Genomic DNA, 15,893 nt, shown 5'->3' with positions numbered 1-15,893 from the left:
CACCTGGAGGCGCGCAATCACAATCTTAAGAGTTTACTTGAGGTTTACCGGTTTGCCGTTTATTCTTCGGTCAGCCACGCTTTACACACAAACCGAAGAATTTCCAGAAATCCCAGGATATCACTGTGACCGCGAACACTTTGCTCAGTGCCCGCCTGCCGGAGGTGGACCAGTCCGTGTCCATAGAAACCCTCCTTGGCGTCGCCGCTCAAGCCACGGACATCTTGAATCAGATTCGTGACGCGATGCTGGAGCCCTATCCGCGCAAGCACCCGCCGACCTTTACGAGCGCGCAGGTGGCCTCGCTATGCGGGTTGGACAAGCAGCGCTTCCAGTATCTCACGACCAAAGGCGATCTGCCGTCCGGGACATCCCGTGGCGCGGGGCGCAGCAAGGAGTTTTCGCTCGAAGAGGCGCTCACCTGGGTGGGCGCGACGTCTGAGCGCCCTGCCCGTCCGGAAGGCAGACGCGGTCGCGTTCTCACCATTGCCAATTTCAAGGGCGGCGTCGCAAAAACGACCACCGCGGTGTCGGTCGCGCAGGCGTTGACCCTGCTGGGCCGCAAGGTGCTGGTGATCGACTGCGATCCGCAGGGCACCGCCACGCAACTGTGCGGCTGGGCACCGGACGCCGAGATTTCCGACGAGCAGACCCTGCTCCCGTTGATCTACGGCGAGCAGGACACGCTGCACTACGCGGTTCAATCGACGTACTGGCATAACCTGTCGCTGATTCCGGCCTCCTCGTCGTTGTTCGACGCGGAATTCGAAATCCCGGCCAAGGTACTTAAAGACAGCACCTTCGAGTTCTGGGACATCGTCCACAAGGGTCTCGAGCCGCTCACGTACGACTACGACGTGGTGGTCATCGATACCCCGCCGGCACTGAGCTACCTGACGATCAATGCGCTGCTCGCATCCGACGCGATCATTCTGCCCTGCCCGCCTGAAGGGCTGGATTTCGCCAGTTCGACGCAATTCTGGCATCTCTTTTCCGACATCGCGAAAAAGCTGCCGGGTGTGATGCAGACCAAGCGTTACGACTTCGTGAACGTGGTGCTGACCAAAGCGAAGAGTGACGACGTCTCGCGCGTCGTGCGCGGCTGGCTGCAGAAGGCGTATGGCGACCGGGTGCTGCCGTTTGAGATTCCGGAATCGACCGTTCCAAAGGGCGCGTCCGCGCAGCTTTCGACGGTGTACGACCTGTCGAAACCGGATGGCAGTGCGGCTGCCTACAACCGCTATAAGGAGCCGATCGACCGTCTGGCCGATCATCTCGACGCGCAATTCGTCCGTGCATGGACTCAACCGGAGGCTTAAATGGGAATCGGGGACAGATTACTCGCAAAGACCGCGGGAGTTGGGACCAAGGGCCCGGAAGCCAGCCCGGTTCGGCCAGCATCGACTGAGGCGAGAACTTCGCCCGGCCGTCTGATGGACGCGCAGAACACCATCAATCTTGCTCACAATCGGATCAAGGAGCTCGAAGGGCAACTCGCCCAGCGTTCCGCGCGCGAGCTTGACCTCGACCTCCTCGTCGAGGTGCCCGGACGAAGGCGCAAGTTGACCGCGGAGCAGTTCGGCGAGTTGAAGAGCAATCTTGCCCAACATCCGCTCTCGACGCCGATTCTGGTCCGCTCGCTGTCCGACGGGAAGTATGAACTGGTAGCCGGTCACAACCGGGTGTCGGCGTATCGCGAACTGGGCCGCAAGGCCATCCTCGCCAACGTCATTACGGTTGACGAGCGCGAGGTCGAGTTCGCCGCGTTCTTCTCGAACCTGCTCTCCCCTTCGCTCTCCGACTTCGAGAAGTACTGGAACTTCAAACGACTCCAGGAGATTTCTGGGCTGTCGCGCACGGAGATCTCTGAAAGCGCTGGCTTGAGCAAGAGCCACGTCACTCGAATTTTTTCGTTCGACGCTCTCCCTGATGACGCAAAAGCAGCGCTATCGGAGAAGCCCGAACGGCTGGGCAGCAATGCGGCACAAAAACTCGCCGCGTTGGTGGCGGCAGGGAAAGCAGAGAAGGTGGCCGAAGCAGTGCAGAAGCTTGTAACGGACAGCAGCTTCACGCAGGATCAAGCGGTCAGTTTCGCAACGCAGAAACCGGTTCGCGCAGCAAGCAGCCCTGCCACGGTGATCAGATCGGGAAAGAAGAAGTACTGTGAAATATCGGCTCGAAACGGCGTGGTGGGAATTCGCTTCTTCGACGGCGACGCCAAGGCGATCGACAAGTGGGCTGAACGTATTTCGCAGCTGATTCAAGCAGAGATGGGCAGCGAATCCGAGTGAATCTAGTAGAGTTTTCAATGAAATCAATGACTTACGATTTCAGGAAAACCTCTTACGGCAAGAACCTAGTAGAGTTTGCTTAAAAATCAATGACTTACGATTCAATCATCACGAGGCCAACGATGGCGTAAATCGGAAGCTGTAAAGACAAAAGCCTTCGGCGGGAACCGAAGGCTTTTGAATATTGGGCTTGCTGTCGCTCACCCACTGCACTTCCCCGACGGGAATCGGGAACAGGCCAGACACCTGGAAGTGTAGCGGATTGAGATAGGCAGTCAAGCGTTTGTCGTCCATTTTTTCGAATGGATAGAGACGTATGCTTATCGCGCAACACTTCGTTGCTGGCGAGGGTCAAACTCGCCTCATCACAGATGAGAACGCTCACAGCGTCAGCATTGATCCTCCGTCGCACGCGCTCCAGTGCGACACCACGAACCTTCCGTGGGTGATCCTTCGAGCCGTACATCGCGCCACTAATCTGGATGGCCTGTCTGCCCGAGCACGCGCCGTGCTCGCCGCACTCGCACGTACCGTCGATGCACACAATCCATACGGCGCCATCTTTGCCCGCCGCGAATTGCTCACTGGCCGGGCCCTGCAATCCATGCGGACCTTCTACCGAAGTCTGGACGATCTGGAAGCTGCTGGGCTGGTTCACCGTCCCTCCCAACGCCGCTACAGCCAGGCGGGCCTATTCGGTCGTGCGTACCTTCATCTCACCGAAAAGGCCGCGGCCCTCCTCGGTCTGGTCGAAGTTCCCGAGACACAGCCGTCTGCAGAGAACGCACCCCAGGAGGCTTCGCTCGACACCCACCCGGGACTTTCTGTTAGCCCGCCGAATGCCAGTGTGGCAGACGGAGCTATATATAAGGATCTTTACCCTAAGACTCAAAAGAGACAACCCGCACGCGTCCCTGAAGACTTGCAACGCTTGCTGTCCTTGGGATTTCGTGAATTTCTGGTTTTCAAACTCATGCGTGAAGCTCGCCAGCACGGCAAGCTTCTCTCCGACGTCGTCGAGGCAACATGGGAGCACCTCAAGGCCGCCAAGGCGCCCATTTGCTACCTGCGGGCTCTGCTGCGATCCACCGCCGACTTCCGTCATCAGACCATCCGAAAACGTGCCCTTGAGACCGAGAAGGCGCTGCAACTGCAGGCGATGGACGAAGCCAATGCCGTCACGCACCAGCACGCCGGTCGTGTATTTTTCGATCAGGACCACACCCGCCGGCTTGCGCTGTCCGACGATGGCAGTTCCCTCACCGTGCATCACCGGTCGGAAGCTTCGCCCCGACGTGCGGCGGGGGACTGGCAGACGTCATTCGCGAAAGCCCTGCGCAATGGGCTCATCCAGCCGGCCACGCCAGAGGCAGAATTCGCATTCTCCGGACGCGCGCCATCCGCTTTCATGCAGCCCGGTCATCACGCCGCCGAAGCGCCAGATGCCAACCCGCACCCGGGCAACATTCGTCAGCACCTGTCGCAACTGAAGGCCATCCTTGGCATGCGCACACGGGACATCCATTCGGACGGTCCGCAGCATCAGGAGGCGCTCGGACTAGATCCATCACCTTGCACCTCAGCGACATGATTCGTCGCCAGAGACTTATTGGACGATGAGCGGATCTGCCCGAAAAAATCCGCACGCCGGTCAACTCCGCGCGAGCTTTGAGTCCTCGTGGAAAAGTCAACTAACTAGGACAACTAAATTTTGCAATCAATCGGTAAGCAGATTGAACACATTGTCCATGAGCCCACCGATCCGGCTCGAAGACGCCGCCGGACCGCGAACGCCTGAGAAATTTAACCTGGCGATCACTCAGCGATCCATCGACCATAGGTCGCCAGGGAGATTTGACGTGATCCAGAGACGCACCGACTTCACCCGCGTGATTGCCGGCGCCAAAGTCCAGAAGGGCATCAAGTGGGCGGATGTCGCCACGAGTGTCGGGCAAAGCAAGGAGTCGACGAAAGCTGCACGCCCCGGACAAATGACGCTGGATCAAACTCAGGGATCGACGCTCGGCAAGATCGTCGGCCTGCTGGACGAAGCTGCTGCGTGGTTGCAGATCATTCCGGACAAAGGTTCGATGCCGAGCGCCGTTCCGACCGATCCGCTGACTTATCGCTGGTATGAAATCGTCACCGTCTCGGGCACCACGATCAGGGAGCTGATCCACGAAGAGTGCGGCGATGGCATCATGAGCGCGATCGAGGTTTCGCTCGATATCCAGCGCCAGGCCCATCCGAAGGGCGACCGCGCCCAAGCCCCGCTGTCGAGAAAATTCCTGCCCTATAAAGCGTCTTGATTCGACGGGCCGGCACGCGCTCGTTCGTGGCGAACCACCCTCAACAGAGCGCCGCGGCAATCCGGCTCGCCATGCGGGCTATACCGGTGGCGATCTGCTTTTCCCGTCGAGTATCAAGCCGCGCGATGGGTACGCTGGTGCTCACCGCAACGCGTTTGCCGAGCGGCGTCACTCCGACATACGCCGCAAAGCAAGCGAGCCCGATACTGACCTCTTCGCGCTCGCTTGCCAGACCGCATGCCCGCACGCCTGCGAGTTCGCGCAGCAGGGCAGTGCGCCGGGTGGTCGTGCGCGGTGTCAGAGCTTCGAGACGTTCCGGCAGCACGGCCGCCACCTCTGCGTCCGGGAGGCTGGCCAGCAATGCCTTACCCAAGGCACAGCAATGTGCCGGCAAGCGCGAACCGAGATCCGACACGAGCCGCACCGGCCGCTGGGCATCTTCGCGCGCAATGTAGACCACCTCAGCGGCATCCAGCACGGCAAGCTGCACCACTTCGTTATGCGTTGCGACGAACGCGCTCGCTTCGTTGCGGAACGCCGACTGCAAGCCGTCATGCCGCACGTACGCACTGCCCAGTTCAAACAGTTTCAGGCCGATGATGTAGCCGTCGCTACGCTTTTCGATCCAGTGACGGCCCTCAAGCGAATCGAGCAGCAAGTAAAGTGTGCTGCGCGACAAACCGGTCGCCTCCAGCAGTGCCGACGCGCGTACCGGACTCTGCGCCTGGGCGAGGATCTCGAGAACGTCGTGTGCGCGCTTGACTGCGGGGACTTCGTAAGCGGTTTTCATGGGCGGTACGTCCGGCTAGATCGGCACGGGAGATTGTCCAACAGGTTGAATGGAACATCAACATGATGGACACTCGCCGGATGCGTGGCTACGATCGATTTTCCTGCCACGAACGCTTCCTGATCCCATGCAACCTGATCCCGCCTCTTGCCTTCCTGACGACCTCGATCACGCGGTTCTGATTGGCCGTGTCTGGCGAACCGCGCCTGTGGAGGGCCCGTGCGTCGTTGCCGTCCGTGGCGGCCAGGTCTTCGATATCACCGCGACCGTTCCCACCACGGCGGACCTGTTTGACCGCGACGACGCGCTGGCGATCGCCCGTGACGCACCCGGCGAAGCCCTCGGACCCGTCGCGGCACTCGTCGACGCGAGCTTCGCACCGGCTCATCAAACCGGCAGGCGCCTCCTCGCGCCGTGCGACGTGCAGGCTATCAAGGCCTGCGGTGTCACATTCGCCGTGAGCCTGCTTGAGCGCGTGATCGAAGAGCAGGCGGGGGGCGACGCAGCCAAAGCGCTCGACGTGCGACGCACGATTACCGAACTGATCGGCACCGATCTCGCCAGGATCAAACCCGGCTCCGACGCCGCCATGAAACTCAAAGCCGAGCTCGAGCGTCGGGGTGCCTGGTCGCAATACATGGAAGTGGGCATCGGGCCGGACGCGGAGGTGTTTTCCAAATCGCAGCCCATGTCCTCGGTTGGCCTCGGTGCGACGGTGGGTTTGTATCCCACTTCGGCCTGGAACAACCCGGAGCCCGAGATCGTGCTCGCCGTGAATAGCGCGGGGCGGATTGTCGGCGCGACGCTGGGCAACGACGTGAATCTGCGCGATATCGAGGGCCGCTCAGCGCTGTTGCTTGGCAAGGCCAAAGACAACAACGGCTCGTGTGCGATCGGACCGTTTGTACGCCTGTTCGATGAGCGCTTTACGCTCGACACGGTACGGGCGGCGAGTCTGTCGCTACGCATCGAAGGCCCGGATGGCTTTGTGCTCGAAGGCGTGAGCCACATGAGTGAAATTAGTCGCGACCCGGCTGATCTCGTCGGCCAGACATATGGTCCACATCATCAGTACCCCGATGGATTCATGCTGTTCCTCGGCACGATGTTCTCGCCGATCAAGGACCGCGACGCGCCCGGTGCAGGCTTCACGCACCATCTGGGCGACGTGGTGACGATTGCCACGCCGTCGCTCGGCGCCCTGGTGAATACGGTGCAGCTCTCCACGAACATCCCGCCGTGGACGTTCGGGGTGAGGGCGTTATACGGAAGCCTCGCAAAACGCGGCCTGCTTTGAACTGCTGATGAGAGGCGCTGGGCCGCCTAGTCCAGCGGCTTCCACGCCGTCTCACGAAAAGCGATGACAGCGGGCAAGGAAACCGCGGCACCGAGAATCACGTAGTACGTCACCGAGATCGGCGCGCCCGTGCTCGCGATCAGCCACGTGGCAATGAAAGGCGCGAAGCCGCCGAAGATCATCGATGCCAGGTTGTAGGCGGTGCTCAAGCCCGTGAGACGCCGCCGGGTCGGGAACATCTCCACCAGTGCCGCCGCCATGCTGCCGATGAACAGACCGCAATTGGCGCTGAGCAAAGCCTGAATGAACGCGCATAGCGCGAAGTTGTGGCTGTGCAGAATGACCCACACGAGCGGATACGAAAACAGCAGAAAGAAGATGCAGCTCGTCAGCAGAACGGGCCTGCGTCCAATCAGATCGGAGAGCGCGCCTGACGTCACCACGGCTACACCCGTAGCGACTGTCGCAATGGCAGTCGACCACAATGCGCGACCGGCACTCCAGCCCACGTAATGCTGCAAAAAGGTCGGAAAATACGAGAGATAGATATAAATCGCGACTGACTGCACTGCCACAAACGCGAATGCAAACATCATCTTCCTGATGGGCAGGCGCGTCGTTGCGTCGACTGGTGTTTCGGCTTCTGCTGCACGTTCGAACACCGGCGTCTCACCAATCTTGTTGCGCGCGATGACGCCAAGCGGCCCGACAATCGCGCCGAGCAGAAACGGAATGCGCCAGCCCCAGTTCGCCATGAGTTCCGGTCCGAGGCCGGAACTCAGCAATGCAGTCACTGCCGTGCCTACCATCTGACCAAGAAAAATGCTGCCTGGATGGAAACTGCCGTAGAGACCTCGGTGACGCGAGGGCGCCCATTCAACCAGATAGGATGCCGAACCACCCCATTCCCCGCCAGCGGAAAAGCCCTGCAAAATGCGGGCAATCACAAGCAGCACCGGCGCGCCGATGCCGATGGTCGCGTAGGTGGGTAGCAGTCCGATCAGACACGTGCCGGCTGCCATCAGCCCGATCGTCAGCAGTAGCGCAGGTTTGCGGCCTTTCGCATCGCCGTAGATGCCGATCAACAGGCCGCCGACCGGGCGCGCCACAAAACCGACGCCAAACACCGCAAAGGTGGAAAGCAACGCGACAGTTGGCGTGGAGTTCGGGAAAAAGTGTCTGCTGATGATCGTGGCGAGAAAGGCGTATACCGTGAAGTCGTACCACTCCAGCGCATTGCCGAGAATCGACGCGAGGATGACGCGCGCGCGCATGGGTTGCGTTTGCGCCAGCGTGACGGCGGCGGGTGAAGTGGCATGCATTGTTGTCTCCTGATTCTGGAATGTCGTGCTTCGGGTCAGCCCGTCGCGCCTGCGCCGCCGTACGAGCTAGGACGCATTGCATCGGCAAAATTATTAATAATCACGAATACGCACGTCAATCGCACGGTTGAAAGAAGCCATAAAAATAGGTGTAAACACCGTTCTTCTTGACCGTAAGACCATGCATTATCAATAATGTACCCAGGAAATCTGAACCGTGCAGACGCACTGATGTGGAGAAAGGTAAATGTTGAGAGTGGGTTTGATCGGGGCTGGCTGGGTGACACAGCATCACCTCGCTGGCTGGCAACGGCTGGCGCCGCGCGCAAAAGTGGTCGCGATCGCCGACCCTTCGCGCGAGCGCGCGAGTCGCCGGGCAAGCGAGTTTGGCATTGAACGCGTGTACGAGAGTGCCGAGGCGTTGCTCGACGCAGGCCAGCTCGATGCCGTCGATATCGCGGCGCCACGCGAAGTCCACGCGACGCTCGTCAGAATGGCTGCGGCGCGCGGCCTGCCGGTTCTGTGCCAGAAGCCGCTTGCGCCGACCTACGACGAGGCCTGCGCGCTGGTTGCAGAAGTGGCCGGCAAAACCCGCTTGATGGTCCACGAGAACTGGCGTTTTCGCGCTTACTACCGGCAGATTGGCGCATGGCTGAAAGCAGGGCGAGTGGGCCGCGTCACTCAGGCGCAGATGACCTTGCTGACCTCCGGCCTGCTGCCCGATGCGCAAGGCAAGTTGCCTACGGTCGAGCGTCAGCCTTTCATTGCGACGCTCGACAGGGCGCTCGTGATGGAAGTGCTGATCCACCACATCGACGCGTTACGCTTCCTGCTAGGTGATCTCACGCTGGTACATAGCCGGCTCGGCAAGCAATGCACGGGTATCGTCGGTGAAGACCGGGCTGCGTTGACCTTTACCAGCGAGAGCGGGGCGGTCGTCAATCTGCTGGCCAATTTCTGTGTGTATGGCGAGCCGCCCGCTCAGGCCGATCAACTGCTTGTGATCGGCGAGCAGGCCACCGTCCGTCTGGCAGGTGCTACGCTGAGCCGCCACGGTGTCGAAGCCGAGCAACTGAACTACGATCTGGGCGCGTGCTACCTCGATTCGTACGCGTCCGCCATCGCGCACTTTGTCGACGCCCTGAGCGCGGACACGCCGTTCGAAACGTCGCCTGAAGACAATCTGCGCACGCTCGCGCTCGTCGAACAGATCTATGCGCGTGGTTGATTCCAACATGGCCGGCTCAGACCTCGCAATGACGACGTCCACATGAATTCCAACAGTAAGCCCGATACCGAAATAGCGAAGGCGCGCTCTGCGCCCATGCAGATCGAGGACATCGCACACGCGCTGCGCGAGGACATCATTTTCGGTCGGCTCGCGCCGGGAACCCGGCTGGTGGAAGACCATCTGATGGCTCGCTTTGCAGCCAGCCGGCACTTTACGCGCCAGGCGCTTTATGAACTGGAGCGCCTCGGTATCGCCGTGCGGGAAAAGAATAAGGGCGTGTCAGTGCGTGTGCTGACGCCAGCCGAAGTGCGGCAGATCTACGAAGTGCGCGAGTTGTTGCAACGGCAGGCCGCGCTACGCATTGCGTTGCCCGCATCCGCAGAGCTGATCGCCTCGCTCGAGCGGCTGCACAAGGACTATCAGCGCTTCCTGCGGGCCCGCGATTTCGGCGCGCTGCACGAGACCAACGATGCATTCCATATCACGATGCTGTCGGCGTGCGGCAACCAGTACCTTGTTGAATCGATCAGGCACTACATGCGTTTGAGCTTACCGGTCCGTTCAACCAGAACCGCCGACCTCGCGCATGCGCAGCAATCGGCGCGCGATCATCACATGATGATTCAGGCACTGAAGGGTACCGATAGCTGGGCGGTCGCCCAGCTATGCGTCGACCATCTGCAGAGCGCGAAGAACGACTATCTGCGTGACCGCGATTTGTCCCGGCTGATTTCGCCCTCCGCCAAACCGGTTTGAAATCCACCACGGCGTTGGCGCTTATTTACTGTCCTTATTGCTCGCAGCGAGGCTGCGAAATGCTGCGGATTCGGCCGCGTGCCGCGGCCGGACGAACAGGACGGTTACCACTAGCGCCGCAGCACAGAATGCGGCGAGGGCGCAGAGTCCATCGGCGTAGCTGTCCGATGAGCGCTTGAAGAGACCGACGAGATAAGGTCCCGCGAAGCCGCCAAGATTGCCGATCGCGTTGATGAACGCAATCCCGCCCGCAGCCGCCGGGCCGCGCAAATAGACCGACGGCAGCGTCCAGAAAGGTCCCTTGCAACCGAAGATGCCGACAGCGGCCACGCTCAGCGCCGCAATCGACCAGGCCGACGCCCCCAACGCGCCGGCCGCGACGAGACCCGCGGCGGCTAGCACCATCGTACCGGCGAGGAACCAGCGCCGCTCATTGAAGCGATCGGACAGGTTGCCGATCACCAGCATGCCGACACAGCCGGCAATATAGGGAATCGATGTGATCAGCCCGACGCTGAGGTTGCTATAGCCTTGCTGCTTGATGATTTGCGGCAGGAAGAACGACAACCCGAGGTTCGCGCCCGTCGCACAGAAGTAGATGAACGCGAGCAGCAGCACGGTCGGATTCGCGAGCGCCTTGCCGAGACCAGCGATCTTGCCGCTGGACGAGGGCGCGGCATCATCAGCGGCCAGTTCCTTTTTAAGCCATGCCTGTTCGTCCGCGGTCAGCCACGCGGCATGCTCCGGGCGGTCGGTCAGCAGTCGCAGCGCAATGAACGCGCCGACCAGCGCGGGCAAGCCTTCAATGATGAAAAGCCATTGCCATCCCTTCACGCCCAGCGCGCCGTTCATCTGCAGAATCAGCGTGGAGACCGGCGCACCGACCGCAATCGAGATGGGAATGGACAGCATGAACGCCGAGACGATCCGCGCCCGGTAGCGCTCCGGAAACCAGTAGGTCAGATAGAGAATCACGCCCGGAAAAAAACCCGCCTCGGCGATTCCCAGCAGAAACCGTAGTGCAATGAAGCTCACGGGTCCGGTCACGAGGGCCATCGCGCACGCCAGCACGCCCCATGTCAGCAGGATGCGCGCAATCCAGATACGCGCGCCGACCCGCACCATCATCACGTTGCTGGGAACCTCGAAGATGAAGTACCCCACGAAGAAGATGCCCGCACCCCAGCCGAACAGATAGGGCGTGAGGCCGATATCCCTGTTCATGGTCAGGGCCGCAAAGCCGACATTGATCCGGTCGACGAACGAGATCACATACAGGACCATCAGAAGCGGGATCACGCGCCAGAAAATCTTGCGTATGACGGTCTTTTCGCTGAGCTCTTGCATGATGTTCCAGGAGGCTGGCGTTGAAATACCGGAAGGGCCGAGCCGCGCTAAAACTGCAGCGAGGTTTCAAGGCGGGGTCCGCGCGCATGCGCGGCGCCGTCCACCTTGAACACCGCTACCGCGTTGCGCAGCAGTTGAGCCTGCTCGGCCATGGATTGCGCCGCCGCCGTCGCCTGCTCGACGAGCGCCGCGTTTTGCTGCGTGACCTGATCCATCTGCGTGACGGCCTGATTGACCTGGTCGATACCTGTGCTCTGCTCGTCGGAGGCCGCCGAAATCTCGTTCATGATGGCCGTGACACGCGCCACCGAGCGGACCACTTCGTCGATCGTGCTGCCGGCTTCCTCAACCAGCTTCGAGCCCGAACCGACACGCTCGACAGACTCGCCGATCAGCTGCTTGATTTCTTTCGCAGCCGTGGCACTGCGCTGCGCGAGCGTGCGGACCTCGCCCGCCACCACCGCGAAACCGCGTCCCTGTTCGCCGGCACGCGCTGCTTCGACGGCCGCGTTGAGGGCGAGGATGTTGGTCTGGAACGCAATGCCTTCGATCACGGTGATGATCTCCGCGACTTTCGACGAACTGTCGGTGATGCCCCGCATCGTCTCGACGACGCGTCCCACCACTTCGCCGCCGCGCTGCGCGACGCGCGAGGCGTCGCCCGCAACGGAAGTGGCCTGGCGCGCGTTCTCGGCGTTATGGCGGACCGCGCCAGTCAGTTGTTCCATGCTCGACGCGGTTTCCTGCAACGACGCAGCCTGTTCTTCAGTGCGGCGCGACAGGTCGGTGGTGCCCGAGGCAATCTCGTCGGTCGCGGTGGCGATCGAATCGGCCGACACCATGATCTTGCCGATCGTCAGCGTCAATTGTTCCTGCATCTGCTTCATCGAATACAGCATGCTGGCGCTGTCGCCGGGCGCCGTCACGACCATCGCGCTCAGGTCGCCACGGGCGATCTGTGTGGCAATGCGCGCGGCGTCCGACGGATCGCCGCCCAGGCTCAGGCGCACGCTGCGGCTGATCCACAGCATCGCCGCCGACACGACCGCGCCGATGACCAGCACGATCAGCAGGTATTCGAGCAGCAAGCGCTGAAACGCAGCGGCAACATCAGTCAGATAAAGACCCGAATCGATGTACCAGTCCCACGGTTTGAACTGTTTGACAAAGGCGATCTTGGTCTCGTAATCGAAGCCGGCGCCGTTCGGCACGCGTCCTTCGAACTGCGCGTAGCCTTCGCCGCTCGGGTTTTGAGCGGCACGCACCTGTTCGACGAACAGCAGCTTGCCGGTTGGATCCTTGGCGCCGCTCACATCCTTGTTGAGCAGGTCGGGAAGCACCGGATGCATGAGCACCCGCGGATACGAGTCCAGGATGAAGATGTAGCCGCCCTTGCCGTAGCGCATCGCCTTCAGGCGTGCGATGGCCTCCTTTTTGGCGTCATCCACGGTGATCTCGTGACGGTCGGCCTGTGCGGCCAGATCGGCGACAATCGCCGCCGCCGATTCGACCACGCTTCTGATGGTGGCCTTGCGCTCTTCGAGCATGGTTTTGTGCGATTCCATCACCGCACTTCCTGCGAACAGAAGAAGTCCTATCCACATGACGGCGAGTGCCGCCCACAACTTCGCATTCAGACTCAGGCGACTCACTTCCGTTTTCTCCGCGTTATCTCGATCGACATACTGACCTCTCGTAGGGATCTGCCCTGGTTGCTAAGGCTTCCTTTGAGTTATCGGTAGGAGGTTCAGCATTCTTTAGACAAAACTGACGGAAGTTTTAATTCAATGCTAAAAGTTTCATCTATGTGATTGCACGTTGCTTAAGGGTTCGCTCACCAACGTAGGAATCCACATTAACGACAGCAGGAAGGAGCGGGAAGATGAATGGCAAAGGCATTCGCACCCGGCATGTGCGAGTGCAGGTCATGAGATGCACGGGCGCCCACCGCCCGCGCATCTCCGCTTTGCTACAACGATTAAAGCAGTTCGCCAAGGCGCTTCGTCTGTCTTCTGACGAGGCGTTCGATATCGACGAGGTCGGCTGCCGACAGTTTCGGACCCGGTTTGCGCAGTGCCGCCGAAGCGATCACGCCGCGTTGCGCCATGAGGTGTTTGCGCACGGCGAGGCCAATGCCCGACTGCTGTTCATAGCGGGCGAGGGGCAGATAGGCGTCGAACAGATCATGCGCCCGTTCGATATCGCCGTTCGCATGAGCCGCGCACACGTCCACCATCATTTCCGGGTAGGCAAAACCGGTCATTGCGCCATCCGCGCCACGGCTCAGTTCTTCGGGCAGGAAGAGTCCGCCGCCATTGCCTGTCAGGATCGACACACGCTTGAGCTCGCCTTTGTCGCTCGCCGCGCGGAGGGCCGACAGTTTGGCGAGTCCCGGCGAATCTTCATGCTTGAGCATCACGCAGGCCGGCGAGTTCTTGAGAATTCGCAGGATCACCGGTGTGGACATCTGCACGCCGGTCGAGACCGGATGGTCCTGCAAAACCCACGGGCAGTTCTCGCCTAACGTCTCGTTGACCATGTCGAAGTAGGCGACGATCTGATCGTCGGTACGCAGCGTCGGAGACGGTGCCACCATGACGCCGGAGGCGCCCATCTCCATCACGCTCGCGGCCAGTTCGCCCATGGGCGCGAAACCCGCCGCAGATGCACCGACCACCACCGGCACACGATCAGCGACGCGCGCCAGCACCCGCTTGACGAAGGTGCGCGATTCGTCGGCGGTGAGCTTGGTTGCTTCGCCGAGAATGCCGAGAATCGTCAGACCGGTCGCGCCGCGCTCCAGATAGAAATCCACCATGCGGTCGGTGCTCGCCAGATCGAGGGCGCCGCTGTCGGTGAACGGCGTCACCGCGATCAGAAAGACGCCTTTGGCAGTGGGGTTCAGCAAGTTGCTCATAGTCCGGCTCGTGGTTTCGATTGACCTGATGATGCCCGCGCGTCAACGCGTCACTTTTTCGCCTGTTTTGCCAGCTCCGCTTCGTAACGCGCTTTCGTCTCGGCGTTAGGCGGATAGAGGCCCGGCAGCGTCGCGCCCTTGTTGACCTCCTGCAGCACCCATTCCTCGAAGCGCTCCTTGCGCAAAGCGAGTTCGACCACTTCTTCGAGCAGGTCCGCGGGGATCAGCACAGCGCCGTCGGTGTCGGCTACCACCACATCATTCGGAAACACCGCAACGCCGCCGCAGGCGATCGGGTCTTGCCAGCCGACAAACGTGAGCGCGGCCACCGAGGCGGGCGCCGCGGTGCCGCGGCACCAGACCGGCAGGCCGGTCTCGACCACGCCCACCACGTCGCGCACCACGCCGTCCGTGATCAGCGCGGCAACGCCGCGCTTTTGCATGCGCGCACAGAGGATGTCGCCGAAGATACCGGCATCGGTGACACCCATGGCGTCGACCACGGCGATGCAGCCTGCCGGCATCGACTCGATGGCGGCCCGGGTCGAAATGGGCGAGGCCCACGCAGCGGGCGTCGCCAGGTCTTCGCGCGCCGGCACGAAGCGCAGCGTAAATGCGCGTCCAACCTGACGCTTCTGATTGCCGGTCAACGGCGCCGGGCCACGCATCCAGATCTTGCGAATGCCTTTTTCCAGCAGCACGGTCGACAGCGTCGCGGTGGTAATGCCCGCAAGCGCGCTGGCGATCTCGGGGTTCAGGGGCAGTGTCTCGGTAGTCATGTGAATCACTCCGTATTCAGTTGCGGGAGGGCGCTCATCGGGGCGTTCATCGGGACGCTCAGATGCTGGCGATCAGTCCGCCGTCCACGCGAATCACCGAGCCGGTGATGTAAGCCGCCTGCGTGCTGGCAAGGAACGTCACCGCCGATGCGTACTCGCGCGGCTCGCCATAGCGTCCGACCGGAATCGACGCCACGCTCTCGGCGCTCACTTCCGCGACGCTGCGACCTTCGCGTTTGGCCTTCTGCTCATCGAGGAAGGTGATGCGCGGTGTCGCGATACGGCCCGGCAGCACGATATTGGATGTGACACCGTCGCGGCCCACTTCACGTGCGAGCGTCTTCGACCAGCCCACCAGCGACATGCGCAGCGCGTTCGAAATGCCGAGCCCCGCAATCGGCGCGACCACGCCCGACGACGTGCTGGTGATCACGCGGCCCCACTTGCGCTCGCGCATGCCGGGCAATACCTGGTCCGTAATCGCAATCACCGACAGCACCATCGACTGGAAGCTCTTCGTCCACAGATCCACGGACTGTCCCGCAGCCGGCGTCGGCGGCGGCCCGCCGGTGTTGTTCACCAGAATGTCCACGCCGCCAAACGCTGCGTTGATGGCCTGGATCCGGTTTTCGACGATGCTCAGGTCCGCCAGATCCCATTGCAGCGGCAGCGCTTCGGCGCCGGCGGCGCGGATCTCGGCGACGGTCTGCGCCAGCGCGTCTTCATTGATGTCGGCGACGGCGATGCGCGCGCCTTCGGCTGCGAGGGCTCGCGCAATGGCGCCACCTAGCCCGCCAGCTGCGCCGAATACGAGCGCGGTCTTTCCAGCAATTCCTAGATCCAAGGTGCGACTC

The 15,893-nt window shown here is 61.5% G+C and carries 15 protein-coding genes; 7 read left to right on the top strand and 8 right to left on the bottom strand.

All coding sequences use genetic code 11. The annotated features are described in order from the left end of the window. Positions 1 to 140: 140 nt before the first annotated feature. Together VGH41_RS25265 and VGH41_RS25260 are read left to right on the top strand one after the other, a co-directional pair. Positions 141 to 1,319 carry a ParA family protein gene (locus VGH41_RS25265; RefSeq protein ID WP_331600407.1) on the top strand — a complete coding sequence of 393 codons (1,179 nt, stop codon included), beginning with the start codon at positions 141 to 143 and terminating at the stop codon, positions 1,317 to 1,319. Between the two features lie 114 nt (positions 1,320 to 1,433). Further along, positions 1,434 to 2,291, top strand: coding sequence for a ParB/RepB/Spo0J family partition protein (locus tag VGH41_RS25260; protein ID WP_331600394.1), 858 nt, complete (start codon positions 1,434 to 1,436; stop codon positions 2,289 to 2,291). Positions 2,292 to 2,399: 108 nt separating this feature from the next. Here the strand turns inward: VGH41_RS25260 and VGH41_RS25255 are convergent, their stop codons facing one another. Beyond that, complete coding sequence (locus tag VGH41_RS25255) at positions 2,400 to 2,585, bottom strand: hypothetical protein (protein ID WP_331600393.1); 186 nt, start codon at positions 2,583 to 2,585, stop codon at positions 2,400 to 2,402. Positions 2,586 to 2,607: 22 nt separating this feature from the next. On the opposite strand from VGH41_RS25255, the gene VGH41_RS25250 reads away from it, so the two are divergent. After that, the gene (locus VGH41_RS25250) at positions 2,608 to 3,882 is read left to right on the top strand and encodes a hypothetical protein (RefSeq protein WP_331600392.1); all 1,275 of its coding nucleotides are present in this window, start codon (positions 2,608 to 2,610) and stop codon (positions 3,880 to 3,882) included. Between the two features lie 268 nt (positions 3,883 to 4,150). Further along, positions 4,151 to 4,600, top strand: a complete 450-nt coding sequence (cynS, locus tag VGH41_RS25245; protein ID WP_331600406.1) for a cyanase — start codon at positions 4,151 to 4,153, stop codon at positions 4,598 to 4,600. Between the two features lie 40 nt (positions 4,601 to 4,640). Here cynS and VGH41_RS25240 read toward each other — a convergent pair whose 3' ends face one another. After that, positions 4,641 to 5,390 (bottom strand): IclR family transcriptional regulator, encoded by a 750-nt coding sequence (locus VGH41_RS25240; RefSeq protein WP_331600391.1) that lies wholly within the window; start codon positions 5,388 to 5,390, stop codon positions 4,641 to 4,643. A gap of 127 nt (positions 5,391 to 5,517) precedes the next feature. Between VGH41_RS25240 and VGH41_RS25235 the strand changes: the two genes are divergently transcribed. After that, positions 5,518 to 6,687 (top strand): fumarylacetoacetate hydrolase family protein, encoded by a 1,170-nt coding sequence (locus VGH41_RS25235; RefSeq protein WP_331600390.1) that lies wholly within the window; start codon positions 5,518 to 5,520, stop codon positions 6,685 to 6,687. A gap of 26 nt (positions 6,688 to 6,713) precedes the next feature. Here the strand turns inward: VGH41_RS25235 and VGH41_RS25230 are convergent, their stop codons facing one another. Continuing rightward, on the bottom strand, positions 6,714 to 8,009 hold the full coding sequence (locus tag VGH41_RS25230; RefSeq protein ID WP_331600389.1) for an MFS transporter: 1,296 nt from the start codon (positions 8,007 to 8,009) through the stop codon (positions 6,714 to 6,716). Positions 8,010 to 8,256: 247 nt separating this feature from the next. Here VGH41_RS25230 and VGH41_RS25225 point away from each other — a divergent pair, with 247 nt between their 5' ends. Next, positions 8,257 to 9,237, top strand: coding sequence for a Gfo/Idh/MocA family oxidoreductase (locus tag VGH41_RS25225; protein ID WP_331600388.1), 981 nt, complete (start codon positions 8,257 to 8,259; stop codon positions 9,235 to 9,237). Between the two features lie 42 nt (positions 9,238 to 9,279). Continuing rightward, a complete protein-coding gene (locus VGH41_RS25220) occupies positions 9,280 to 9,996 on the top strand; it encodes a GntR family transcriptional regulator (protein WP_331600387.1) in 717 nt (238 codons plus the stop codon). A gap of 21 nt (positions 9,997 to 10,017) precedes the next feature. Here the strand turns inward: VGH41_RS25220 and VGH41_RS25215 are convergent, their stop codons facing one another. From VGH41_RS25215 to VGH41_RS25195, 5 genes are all read right to left on the bottom strand, one after another. Next, the gene (locus tag VGH41_RS25215) at positions 10,018 to 11,343 is read right to left on the bottom strand and encodes an MFS transporter (protein ID WP_331600386.1); all 1,326 of its coding nucleotides are present in this window, start codon (positions 11,341 to 11,343) and stop codon (positions 10,018 to 10,020) included. Between the two features lie 47 nt (positions 11,344 to 11,390). After that, entirely contained in the window at positions 11,391 to 12,908 is a 1,518-nt protein-coding gene (locus tag VGH41_RS25210) for a methyl-accepting chemotaxis protein (protein ID WP_331600385.1), read from the bottom strand. Between the two features lie 413 nt (positions 12,909 to 13,321). After that, positions 13,322 to 14,260: a dihydrodipicolinate synthase family protein gene (locus VGH41_RS25205; RefSeq protein WP_331600384.1), complete on the bottom strand. Its 939-nt coding sequence runs from the start codon at positions 14,258 to 14,260 to the stop codon at positions 13,322 to 13,324. Positions 14,261 to 14,310: 50 nt separating this feature from the next. Further along, positions 14,311 to 15,039, bottom strand: coding sequence for a ribonuclease activity regulator RraA (locus VGH41_RS25200; RefSeq protein ID WP_331600383.1), 729 nt, complete (start codon positions 15,037 to 15,039; stop codon positions 14,311 to 14,313). Between the two features lie 58 nt (positions 15,040 to 15,097). Then, positions 15,098 to 15,883, bottom strand: coding sequence for an SDR family oxidoreductase (locus VGH41_RS25195; RefSeq protein WP_331600382.1), 786 nt, complete (start codon positions 15,881 to 15,883; stop codon positions 15,098 to 15,100). Positions 15,884 to 15,893: the final 10 nt, after the last annotated feature.

The organism is Paraburkholderia sp. (genome assembly GCF_036488795.1).
Lineage (GTDB): Bacteria > Pseudomonadota > Gammaproteobacteria > Burkholderiales > Burkholderiaceae > Paraburkholderia.
The sequence above is the reverse complement of the archived record's forward strand: the minus strand, read 5'-3'. Positions and strand labels throughout refer to the sequence as shown.